Here is a 10,463-nt window from a genome sequence, read left to right as displayed (position 1 = left end):
CTCGGGGGCGTGTTGAGAGCGTACCTTAGGCTAGAGGCTCCCTCTATGACCCGGCGCTCCAGTTACCTTACCCCCCAGCCACGAGCGCCGGGTCTCTTTTCCAGCGCTATCCCCCACACTCCACCTTCACCCCCACATCCCGATAGAACCGGCACAGCCTGACACCGGCAGCGCGTACCCTATCGCCCCATCCCTCTACGGCTGAGTTGTAGCGGGCATCGGCGGCAGGATCGGTGAGGATCGCAGCGGTCGGCTTCGGCTTGGTTTCGGTAGCGGCCTCGATGTCGGCTACCGGCGGGACACCGACTTGCGGCCGGGGCGAGCAGGCGGCGAGGAGCAGCAGGAGGGCAACTGCCCGGAATTTCCGGGTAGTTCGCGTCATCGGCACACCTCCCTGTAAGCCGCGTCTCCGGTCATCCCGGCCCGCCTCAGCCGCTCGCAGTTGAGCGCCCGGTTCTGCGGCGGAATGGTCGCCCGAGCCTCCGGTGCCTTCGCCTGCTCTGCCGCCTCGGCCTTGGCGATCTCAGCCTCTCGCGACTTCTCCGCGATGACGTTGTTGATGGTGTCCTGCGCCCGGTCCTCAGCGGCGCGTTCGCTGGCCGGTGCAGCCTTGCGCTGGATCTCGTCCCGGTGCCGCTCGATCACCTTGGTGTCGTGCTGACGGAACCACCACCAGATGAGGGCGGCGCAGAGGAGGGCGAAAGCAACATAGGTTAGGGCGCGGTGGAGGCGTTCGGGGATGCCGAGGCGCAGAAGTAGCGTGGCGATCATGGCAGCACCGCTCCTGTGTTCTGTGCGAGCCTCTGGACTGCAAGGGCTGCATCCTCCTCGATGTCGGCAAGACGCTGCTCGACCGGGTTAAGCGGCTCTCCACGCGCCTGCTTCAAGGCATAGCTGGGGATGCCCAACCAGCGGCAGAGGGAGGCATGCGTGGCGTCGTGATCCCGGTCCATGGCCTCGACGCTGCCATAGCCCATCCAATCAGCGACCTCGCGCTTGTGGGCGCACAGGGATTGGCCGGGGCGCTGGATCGGGTGCGTCATGGCTTCTCTTCCACATGCACCGGGTCAGCCGGTGTGCCTGCGGGTGTGCGCTCGTTACCCCGCGAAGGCACCAGCCCCGGCGCGAGCATGCCCAGCACGCCGATAAGGCCGGTCATGATGGCGAGGTCTGCGCCGCTGCCGCCGATCTTGGACAGGAGGACAACGGCGATCAGGGTGGAGATAAAGGCGATCAGGCCAGTGCGGCGGTCGGACTTCATGACCACTTCCCCTCGTAGAGCTTGCGCTCGTCAGCACGGCGGTTGACCAGCCCCTTCATGACCTTCCCGTCGTTGTAGATCCACTTGTCGAACTGAGCTGCGGCTCCGGCGTAGTTGCCCGCCTTGTGGTTCTTGCCCAGCGTGGATTTCGCGATAGCCCCTGTGTTGTAGTGGAACGACACAAGGGCATCGAACTGGTCCTGCGTGGTTGGCGTGCTGCCGATGTACTCGGACACGTCCTTGGTGTACTTCACCAGGTCCTGCTCAAACCGGGCGTCGGCCTGAGCCTGCGTCCAGACAGTGCCGGGGCCGATGCCGGGGCCTGTGCTCCCATAGCCGATGGTCCACGGCTTGCCGTCCTTGCTGCCGGGGTCGGGGTAGGCTTCAAGCTTGCACCCCTCCCACTTGTGCAGCAGGGCGATGCCCTTGGGGCCGACGCGGCGAACGGCATCGTCCCGGGGCACGCCAGCGCGGTCCAGCGCGCCGTTGATGTCGTCCACCTGCTCCTGAGTGAAGCCAGCACCCTTCGCAGAGCGGGCAGCGTCGAAGATGGGTTTGCGTGGGTCGGTCATGCGTCTTTCTCCGAAGATCCAAGGGCGGCACGAAGCATCGCAATCACGCGCGTTCGCGCAGGAGGCGCACCACGAGAAGGCCCGAGAAACCGAGTGAAAATCTTGTTTGACCAGTGGTTTGATGGTAAATTCGGGCTGATCCTGTCGGCGTGATCGATCACATAAACGGCGACTGCTATGACAACCGCATCAGCAATCTTCGTGATTGCACGGAAGAAGAAAATTGCCGGAATGTAGGAATAGGATCGACAAACACTAGCGGCGTGATGGGCGTAGGTTTTGATCGCAGCCGGGGACGTTGGTATGCGCAAATCAGACACAGGCGCCGTCAAATCAATCTCGGCAGATTCGACACCAAAGAGGATGCGGTCGCAGCGCGCCTTGAAATGGAGGAGAAGCTGGGATTCCACGCCAATCACGGCAAGCGCGATGCTGTAAGAAGGAGGTGACACGATCATCTCCCGAAGAAGGCTTTGATCGCTGCGGCCACTCGATCCGAAATAAGCCGGATGGTGAGAAGGCCGGAAAACCCTATCCCGATGCCGGTCACGACAGCCATTCCAGCGCCCATGGGCTCCCCTTGGCCGACAAGGGGTAGCTCCCCGGTGACAGCCAGAAATAGAATAAGAACAAGGAGGCCGGTTAAAGCCCACTCTTGCTCCCTCGCCATCTTTTCCAGCGAAGGCGGCGCGATGAACCGGGCGAGCAGCAGCGCCGCAATCGAGAGGATGAGGGCCAGCGGCGGAATGTTGACGCCGGCAATGGTGACGATGGCCGGTCCAATGCTGGGGGCCAGCGGGACGGCCGCCGCCGCGGGCTTCACAGGGACGCCTTGCCCATGGTCACGCCCAGCGCAATCAACGCAATGGTAGCGACAATGCGGACAGAGCCCTTGATGCGCTCCCACTTGGGTGGGTTCACCGGCTGAGGCTTCGGGAAAGTGAGTTGAGCCGGGATCGCCTGATCGGACCACGCGGCGAGCGCCACGGCGGCCATGAACGGGATGATCGTAAGGCCGTCGAGAATGCGGTCCATCTGAAGCAGGATTTCCATCGTAAGGGGCCTCACCTCCCGCCAGGCGAGCATGACGGCCACGTCCCCCACGGCTCCGAACAGAACCGTGAGGTAAAGGCCCGAGACCTTCCACCGGTAGAGGACGGCGGTCGTCCAGAAGGAGTGAGGGCGGGCAAGCCGGAAGCCCTCGCCGAACTTGCGCATCAGCGCCCGGTCCCGCCCAGCCTCGCACATGTGGCGCAGGATCTGAGCGAGAGAGAGCAGGACGATCAGGCTCAGCGAGAACAGCGCGAAGAAGAACGCCCATGGGTTGCCCTCAAAGGAGGGCGGGAAGGCGCTCGCCGGCAGATCGTGTGGCATGAGCAAGACCGGGTGTGGATGAGAGGGCGTCACAGCGCCTGCCAGTCGTTGTTGCCAAGACCAGTTGCCTTGAACCACGTCTTTGCGGTGGTGTTCAGCAATTCTTCGCCGATGTAGTTCGGATATACCGCGCCAACAGGGGTTCCCGCATTCGTTCGATATATCGGGGCCATCTGGGATTGTAGCCGCGCTACCGTGCCTAGTGTCGTGCCGTGTTGGCCGTTCGGTGACTCGTCCAGAACGCGCGTACCGGTTCCGCTCGCCATGTCCCACCACCCGACGCACCCCGGAGGGCCGCCGTAGGCACCGCCCCAGCGTAGCGCAGCGGGCAGACCAAACCGCGTAATCTCGCTTGCCTGATCGAAAGTCGGGGCGAAGTTGAATAGACCCGCAGCGTGGTAAATAGCGGGGCAGTTATTGGCCGGAGTGCTGTCCTGATAGCCGACGAGCAGAGTGTCTGCCGTAATTGGAGCCGACCAATCCGCATCACCTGCCAGTGTCGTTTGCCCGATCTGGACAAGCGATCCGTCGATGTACAGCTTGGGGGCCACCGCGCTTTTCTCGCGCACCAGCAGCATTTTGATACGCTTGTTCCTGAACTTCTGGACGAAAGCGGGATCAGCCGTCCCGTAATAGTTGATGTCGCCGCCAGTATCTCCAAAGCTGCGAAGCAGGAGCTGGCCGCCGTAGAGCGCCATCGACATAGTGCCGACGCCGCCAAGGCTTTCGGCGCTGTCACCAAGGCCTATGATGCAGCGATCCGTCAAATTACTAAGATCGGGAACCGTCCAGTCGAGATAGATCGCCACGCTTTCCGTGCCCGGCGCAGTAACGCCCGCGAACATGCCCGAAAGCGCCACCGCCGCGCCGGGGATCGTGGACATACCTAGCGCGCCGCACGACTGGCCCGTCTCTACGTCTATGTAGGCGTCGAGTGAAGGGAACGGAGCCACCACGTCCAAACGGTCGATACCCGCCCCGAACGTATTGCCGCCATTTGCCGTGCGGATGTTCGTATCGACCCTCGCTGCGTTGCCGGTAACATCCAGCAGCTTTTTCGACAGGTCGATATTGCTGTCTTGTAGCGTGTCGAAATTCAGCGCGTAGCCGTCGTGGAAGGACTTGAGGACATTGGAGCCGTCGAGGTCCAGCCCGATTACTTTCGACCCATCTTCGCCATAGATCGAGCGCAGGCGGCTGTTGGAAATCTTGGTGCAACGATACTCGGCAATGTCGAAGGGATCGACACCCGTATCCCCGCTCGCAAACTCGACGCTGATCGGATCGAGCGCACCGGGTAGGCCGCTGCCGAAGGGATCCCACTCGTGCTGCGCGCCGTCAAGGTGCATCGTCGCCCGCTTGCCGAGCCGGATATGCGCCTCAGCATGGCTGCTAACGAAGTAAGCATTCTGAATTACGGCGTCCTGCGTGAACTCCAGCAGCAACAGGCGGCTGTCAGGCTCCGCGAGGTTCAGAGAGGCCATCCACGGCGAGATGATCTTGTTCGCCCCGTTGCCGCCCAAGCCAGACCCAAGCGGCAGATACTTGGGCTCCATGTCGTGGGTCACGTTGTTCATCGCCAAGGCAATGCCGTTGCCCAGCACCGACCAGATAACAGGCTCGAGAATCTGGCTGTTCTCGACCGACATCAGGAAGATCGGCCATTTCGTGAAGCGGCCCGCCACGCTGATCCGATGCATCTGAATGAAGCCGGTGGAGGCATTACCCGTCGTGCGTCCGCCAAGGATGCCGTATTGGCACTGATCCGCTCCGCTGTTCGGCGCATGGATCGAGAAGTCTTCCAGCACCAGCGCGGAACTATCGGTGATTTCCATGAAGCCAAAGTCAGGTTCACCACCGACGAGGATGGTCTGATCGCGGCCCGCACCCGAAATAGTGAGGTTGCGGTTAGTGTCGCCCAGAATACTGCCGAAATAGCCGCTGTTGACGCCCGTTAGGTCGGCAGTTGTGCCCCATTTCAGCTTGCCGGAAGGCAGCACGATCTTGCGCCGCTCCCCGCCTGCCTGCTTCCAGGCATCCACCGCGTCGGTCAGCTTGCTCGACTGGTCGGCATCCTCGCCTGGGCGCATATTAAACGGTGCGCCGGTCAGGTCGATGTCATAGCGCACGCGACTGTCCGCTGTGCCGAAAATTAGCGGAGAGCCGATTGCGGGTGCTGTACCCATCTTCTCCGCGCCTGTGGGGGCTGCGAGGGCTTCCCCACTCAGCACCGTGCGGATGAAGTTGGAGCCGCTAGCGATGCGCTCGTACACCAGCATCACGCCGGGCTGAGCAGTACGCACAGAGAAGCGGCTGCCGACCGGTGTTGCCGCCTCCCCTTCTGCAACGCTGGCGTATTCGTTGATGCCAGCAGCGCCTTCAGCGGCGGCGGCCGAGTTGCTGGCCTTTTCCTCCGCTGCCAGCGATTGGTTCGCGTAGCGGCGCGACAACTCCGTGTTGTCCCCGAAGTAGAGGTACGTGAGGACGCCATTAACGGGCGCGGTCAGATCAGCCGGCATTTGTCACCTTTCCTGAAATGGTAGCGGCGCCACCAAAGAGGCGCTGTTGGACGCCGCCCTGCGGGGTCACGAGGGTGTCGAAGACGACCACCACGGCTCCCTCGTTGCCCTGCGCGGTGGGGAGGCTGGCAGTTTGCGGGGCAGTAAGGGTGAGCGCGAAAACGGTGAGGTCATCGACCAGCTCAGGGGCGGACACCGCAAAGTCGGCCAGATACGGGTCATCTATGTCTGGGGCGGCGCGCAGGCTCGCCTTAATGGTTGCTCCCGTCCAATCACCTGAAAGCGCGAACCGCCAAAGGAACGGCAAGCTTCGGTCTATATTGATCGACACAGGGCCTTGCCTGGCTCTCCGCAGGGCGAGGAGCCATTCGTCAAATTGCGTTGTCATGAGTGCTCCCTGGAAGGGTATTGAGATAGGGCGGGCTTCCAGATTAGACCGAAAGGATAGACCCGACATAAAGCGGATCCCCGACGGCTCCCGTGTCGCTCACGGTCACGATCCAGTAATGGTAGGTGTCGGGCATCAGGCCAGTGTCTTCATACTCGCGGCTACCGCCCAGCGACCCCAGGAAGTCACCGTTCACCTTGGTTGCCGTGCCGAAGCTGTTGCTGGTGTTCCGGTACAGGCGGGTAGCGTAGTAGTTGGAGGTCGTGGGATCGCGCCATTTGACAAGGACCTTACCGACGCCCGGAGAGCTTAGCGCCACCTCGGACACCTGATCCGGCACATCCTGATTGCCGGCGTTATCCCAAGCCGCGTCGTCCGCGTCTCCCGGCGGAACCAGCGTAGGAGGCGGTGGGGCAGTTCCGGTCATCGCGAGAGCCAGCGCATGCTTGGAGGTGGTTTCCGTCTCCAACGTCAGCGTGGCCGTGGCGTTCGCGATGTCCTTGTTGATGGCTGCGATCACACACAGGTGGTTGATGCCGGTCTGCTGGTCGATGACGTTAAGCGCCTCGCCTAGGCGGTATTGCCAAAGCCTCGGCTTGCACGGGATCGTGATGCCCGAAAGCTCCCGCCGGCTGAACAGTTCGTAGGCCGTGAGCTGGGCGGCCTGGTTCTTGTCCGTCACCATCTCGCAGAGGAACTCCTCCTCCTTGATATCGCCGCCGTCGAGGGTGATGTACTCCTCAAACTGCACTGCCTCCGACTGCACATATTCCCACTTGTTCGCCTCGGAGCGGTACTTCGGCACCATCGTGTTCACGCGGTCCTTGTAGGTCCGCATACCCGGCGCGATCCGCTCGCCCTCGGCAAAGTCCTCCAGGGTGATCGTGTCGAGCGCAACCTTGGGCGACTGGAAGCGCACAGAGAGCAGTCCGCCCGAGATCACCGGCACGCCACCGCCCGCTGCGCAGATGCGCTTCAGGTTATCCCACAGGCTGATGCCGGGGCCGTCATAGACATGACCGTCACAGTTCCAGCCATTCGCTTCACAGGTGTTCGCGAACGCCACCCACTGCGGCCAATCGAAGCTTTCGTAAGGAAAGCCGCAGCCCACCACCTTGATCGTCTGCGCGCCCGTCACCGGATCCTTGGCGTACCGGCCCCGCGCGTAGGTAATGGCGTTCAGCGCGGCGTTGCGGTCGAATTGAAACGTGTCCTCGTTGTCGAAGCGGTGGCTACCCGATCCGCCCGGATAGGTGCTGTCGTTGCGGGGGTCATAGACGCGGGCGAAGCGAGCAATGACGCCGTGGACCGGGATGCCGTTAGCCCAGACCTTGTTCTTGCGGTCGAAGCGGTAGCTGATCATGCTCGCGGCCATGCCCGAGAGCTTGTGAGCGGCGCTCCAGTCGGGCACCGGCCCCCACGGCCCGCTCAGTGCCGCCGCCTCTGGCCTCTGTCCAAGCTGGTGCTGCGCGTAGAGCCAGCTATTGTAGTACCCGACCGCTGCCGTGCCCGAGAAGGTCACCGGCTGCCAGTCCATCAGCAGTGTTTCGATGCCGTCAATCGGCCCGCCCGCGCTCCAGACAAACACCTTGGTGAGGTACGGGTTCTTCGTCTTGCCGACCTTGCCACCATAGCCGACATCGTGAAGCTGGCTCCCGGCGTAGAAGCACCGGCCCATGCCGTAGGGGATCGGGGAGTTGGCAGAGATTGTGACCTGGTTTACCGTACCGATAGCGCCCGGCTTCTTGGCGAGGAGTTGAGCTCCAACCGAGGCAGCGGCGGCCGTCACAGTGGCAACGGAGGCCACGGTTGAAATCGTCGAAACAGACACGCCCGCAACAGTGCCTGCGGCGCCCGTGCCCGCGGCACCGAATAATCCGGCGCCGGCCGCCGCGCCGACGCCGGTCGCGACTAGGGCGACAGCGCCAGCAATCATCGCTACCTTGGCTAGCGCCTTTGCCATAATGCTGAAGCCTCTGAATAGAGAAGGAAGAAGACTATGCGGCTTGTTGTGATTTCAGCGCTGGCGCTTACCGCTGGATGCGCCAGCGTCGGAGACATTCGAGAAAAGCCCGTTGCTGCGCGGTTTGAAAGTCAACGTTCGGTAGCAGAACTTTCCAGCTGTCTTGCTGGAGTCCTGTCGCAGTCGGGGGGCGCAAACATTCGCACCCTTCCTATCGAGAAGGGTGTCGCTCTTGCTGAGGCGGCTCCTGTAAACATGTGGTCCACAGTGACGACCACGACCGAAATCGAGGACCTGGGGTCATCACGCTCGATTACCGTGAGGTCCGTCGCGACCTATAAGCCCGAGGACGTCGAGCGAACAAGATTGCGGTACTCCTCCTGCCTCTAGTCAGGGTCGCTTTATTTTCAAAGGTCGTGACAAACTGAGCCAAACCCCGAAGTGGCCACGATCACCCCCGTTTGCAGTTTGGTCCCACCCGCCTCGTATTACTGCCTTGCACGTCACCCCGTTTTCGGAACCGGGCAAGGCAAGCAACTCCTCTCTGACCTGGGCCGAATCTGCGCTCGGCAGAAAACCTACGTGCTTCGTCTCTATGAGGACAGCCACGGCTTTAGGATGATCTGGCATATCGGTCGGCAGCGCAAGTTGCGCCGTGGTGTGAAAGATGCATCCATATTGCCCGTACCCTCCGACAATAGCCTCTAAGGCTTCTTGCCGGAAAGATTCCCCCACGACCTCTTGGTCGAAGCCTCTACTGGCTGCCAGAGGCAGACTGGGCGGCGCGTTCCACCAAAAACCGGTCAGTATCCTGTTGCGATTCTGAGGAAGAGGTGCAGGTCTTCTAGAGAACCCGGTCGGGGGTACTGCGGGCCTGATAGGCTTGGGCCTCTCTGCGACCCTGGGCTTCCCTTTCAGCCAGTCCCAAAATCCCATTCGAGTCGCCTCCCTATAGGCACTCTGCACGACTCAACTTCTTTCCTCAAACCCTCCAGGCCGCCACGACATCAAGCGGGATCAGATTGACCATCTCGTCGCTGTCCTGATGCCAACCGATCACCTTGTGGCCGACGCAGATCACGCCGCACTCCATCCCGTCCGTTCCCTCCAGGATCGCAACATCACCCGGCAGCATTCGGGCGTAGGGAATGCGCGGCAGGAAGCTGTCGAGCACCGCCGATATGCCGCCCGTCTGCTTCATGGCGCGAGCGGCACCGATTGCCGACCGATAGCGGGGCAGTGCAGGCGGCTTGTGGCCCATCTGCAGGAGGTGATACCGAATTAGCCGCGCACAATCCGCCGTGCAGTAGTCCAGCTTCTTGTTACGGAATTTAAGTAGGGTCCGCTCCAGCGCCACGCGCCGCCGTTCCAGTTCGTTCATTCGTTTGGCGTAGCCGCCCCCCAAGCTGTCGAGCGCGGCATTCCGGTCGCGTTCGCCATGCCAAGTTCTCCGGGGTAGCAGGCCTGATGAAAGCGATCATTCAGGGCGTTGCCGCGCATGACCATGAAGAGGCGCTTGGCCGCGCTCTCAAACTCGATATCGACCGACCGGGTGCCGCCGTTCGCCTTCACCGTCGCCGTGTCGATGGCAAGGTCTGCCGTCAGTTCCGGCGTGCCGACCACCTGCCCCGTTTCGTGATCGTACTCTGCCAGCCAGAAGCGCATGCGCGAGCCTTGGAAGGCAGGGTTTGCCAACGCAGCCCCCGCAGAGGCCGAAGGCGGGTAGAACGTCAGCTTGCCGCCGGGGGCTTCGTCTCCGGTCTTTTCTTCGAACGTCTCAGCACCGGCAATCGTCCCGAACAGGTCGTCGTAGCTGTCGTAGAGGTCGCCATCCCAATACAGGAACCCGCCGTCACACAGCCGAACCTCACGGTCAGGTAGCTCGATCTTCATCAGCGCAACCAGATTGAGGACGCGCCCGGTGAACGCCATGTTAGCGGCTTTCCCGGATCTCGAAGCCCAGCCCGAAGTTGCGCTCCAAAGCGATCTCCCACGACACCGGATTGCCCATGATGAAGCCCTCGATCATCGGCTTGGCGACGTGGAGGACGGACCCTGCGGGCGGCGGCTTGCGGAGCATCTGCGTAAGGCGGATCGAGGCCTTTCCATCAGCGCCCGCGATCACGTTCTCGGCGACGAAATCGAAATAGTGCTGCCCGTCGATCTCAAGGCTGACAGGCTGACCCTCCACGAAGGCATAGCGCGGCTGCAGCCCTTGGATCGCGAGCGTGTGGCCCGCCTGCCCTGCCCCATCCACCGTTGAGAACACCGGGAATAAAAGGGGCCACGGACCGGACCGGAGCACCGGGATAAAAAAGGGCCAGTCCTGTTAGACCTTCGCTTTTGTGCGGAGGTGGAAGGATGAAGAGAGTGGAGCTTTATCAGA

General features: G+C 62.1%; 14 protein-coding genes. 1 reads left to right on the top strand and 13 read right to left on the bottom strand.

Annotated features, from left to right (window positions below):
* Window positions 1-106: 106 nt before the first annotated feature.
* The 5 genes from C2R25_RS16140 to C2R25_RS16120 are packed head-to-tail and all read right to left on the bottom strand — an operon-like array spanning window position 107 to window position 1,833.
* The gene (locus tag C2R25_RS16140; RefSeq protein ID WP_103730197.1) at window positions 107-382 is read right to left on the bottom strand and encodes a hypothetical protein; all 276 of its coding nucleotides are present in this window, start codon (window positions 380-382) and stop codon (window positions 107-109) included.
* Window positions 379-771 carry a hypothetical protein gene (locus tag C2R25_RS16135; RefSeq protein ID WP_103730196.1) on the bottom strand — a complete coding sequence of 131 codons (393 nt, stop codon included), beginning with the start codon at window positions 769-771 and terminating at the stop codon, window positions 379-381. Before C2R25_RS16135 ends, C2R25_RS16140 begins: the two co-directional genes overlap by 4 nt.
* Window positions 768-1,043: a hypothetical protein gene (locus C2R25_RS16130; RefSeq protein ID WP_103730195.1), complete on the bottom strand. Its 276-nt coding sequence runs from the start codon at window positions 1,041-1,043 to the stop codon at window positions 768-770. The genes C2R25_RS16135 and C2R25_RS16130 overlap by 4 nt, the downstream gene beginning before the upstream one ends.
* Complete coding sequence (locus C2R25_RS16125) at window positions 1,040-1,261, bottom strand: hypothetical protein (protein ID WP_103730194.1); 222 nt, start codon at window positions 1,259-1,261, stop codon at window positions 1,040-1,042. Before C2R25_RS16125 ends, C2R25_RS16130 begins: the two co-directional genes overlap by 4 nt.
* A complete protein-coding gene (locus tag C2R25_RS16120) occupies window positions 1,258-1,833 on the bottom strand; it encodes a lysozyme (RefSeq protein WP_103730193.1) in 576 nt (191 codons plus the stop codon). Before C2R25_RS16120 ends, C2R25_RS16125 begins: the two co-directional genes overlap by 4 nt.
* A gap of 149 nt (window positions 1,834-1,982) precedes the next feature.
* Between C2R25_RS16120 and C2R25_RS21335 the strand changes: the two genes are divergently transcribed.
* Complete coding sequence (locus tag C2R25_RS21335; RefSeq protein WP_103730192.1) at window positions 1,983-2,282, top strand: AP2 domain-containing protein; 300 nt, start codon at window positions 1,983-1,985, stop codon at window positions 2,280-2,282.
* A 5-nt stretch (window positions 2,283-2,287) separates the two neighbouring features.
* Here C2R25_RS21335 and C2R25_RS16110 read toward each other — a convergent pair whose 3' ends face one another.
* The 8 genes from C2R25_RS16110 to C2R25_RS16070 all read right to left on the bottom strand — a co-directional run bounded on the left by C2R25_RS16110 (window position 2,288) and on the right by C2R25_RS16070 (window position 10,334).
* Window positions 2,288-2,656, bottom strand: a complete 369-nt coding sequence (locus tag C2R25_RS16110; RefSeq protein WP_103730191.1) for a hypothetical protein — start codon at window positions 2,654-2,656, stop codon at window positions 2,288-2,290.
* On the bottom strand, window positions 2,653-3,207 hold the full coding sequence (locus tag C2R25_RS16105) for a hypothetical protein (RefSeq protein ID WP_103730190.1): 555 nt from the start codon (window positions 3,205-3,207) through the stop codon (window positions 2,653-2,655). Before C2R25_RS16105 ends, C2R25_RS16110 begins: the two co-directional genes overlap by 4 nt.
* A gap of 29 nt (window positions 3,208-3,236) precedes the next feature.
* Window positions 3,237-5,726 carry a hypothetical protein gene (locus tag C2R25_RS16100; RefSeq protein WP_103730189.1) on the bottom strand — a complete coding sequence of 830 codons (2,490 nt, stop codon included), beginning with the start codon at window positions 5,724-5,726 and terminating at the stop codon, window positions 3,237-3,239.
* Window positions 5,716-6,114 (bottom strand): hypothetical protein, encoded by a 399-nt coding sequence (locus C2R25_RS16095; RefSeq protein ID WP_103730188.1) that lies wholly within the window; start codon window positions 6,112-6,114, stop codon window positions 5,716-5,718. The genes C2R25_RS16100 and C2R25_RS16095 overlap by 11 nt, the downstream gene beginning before the upstream one ends.
* 43 nt (window positions 6,115-6,157) lie before the next feature.
* Window positions 6,158-8,077 carry a hypothetical protein gene (locus tag C2R25_RS16090; protein ID WP_158250696.1) on the bottom strand — a complete coding sequence of 640 codons (1,920 nt, stop codon included), beginning with the start codon at window positions 8,075-8,077 and terminating at the stop codon, window positions 6,158-6,160.
* A 982-nt stretch (window positions 8,078-9,059) separates the two neighbouring features.
* Window positions 9,060-9,458, bottom strand: coding sequence for a hypothetical protein (locus tag C2R25_RS16080; RefSeq protein WP_103730185.1), 399 nt, complete (start codon window positions 9,456-9,458; stop codon window positions 9,060-9,062).
* Window positions 9,455-10,009 carry a hypothetical protein gene (locus C2R25_RS16075; RefSeq protein WP_103730184.1) on the bottom strand — a complete coding sequence of 185 codons (555 nt, stop codon included), beginning with the start codon at window positions 10,007-10,009 and terminating at the stop codon, window positions 9,455-9,457. Before C2R25_RS16075 ends, C2R25_RS16080 begins: the two co-directional genes overlap by 4 nt.
* Window position 10,010: 1 nt before the next feature.
* Complete coding sequence (locus tag C2R25_RS16070; protein WP_103730183.1) at window positions 10,011-10,334, bottom strand: hypothetical protein; 324 nt, start codon at window positions 10,332-10,334, stop codon at window positions 10,011-10,013.
* Between the last annotated feature and the right edge of the window lie 129 nt (window positions 10,335-10,463).

The sequence above is a fragment of the Novosphingobium sp. HII-3 genome (genome assembly GCF_002916655.1).
GTDB lineage: Bacteria > Pseudomonadota > Alphaproteobacteria > Sphingomonadales > Sphingomonadaceae > Novosphingobium > Novosphingobium panipatense.
The sequence above is the reverse complement of the archived record's forward strand: the minus strand, read 5'-3'. Positions and strand labels throughout refer to the sequence as shown.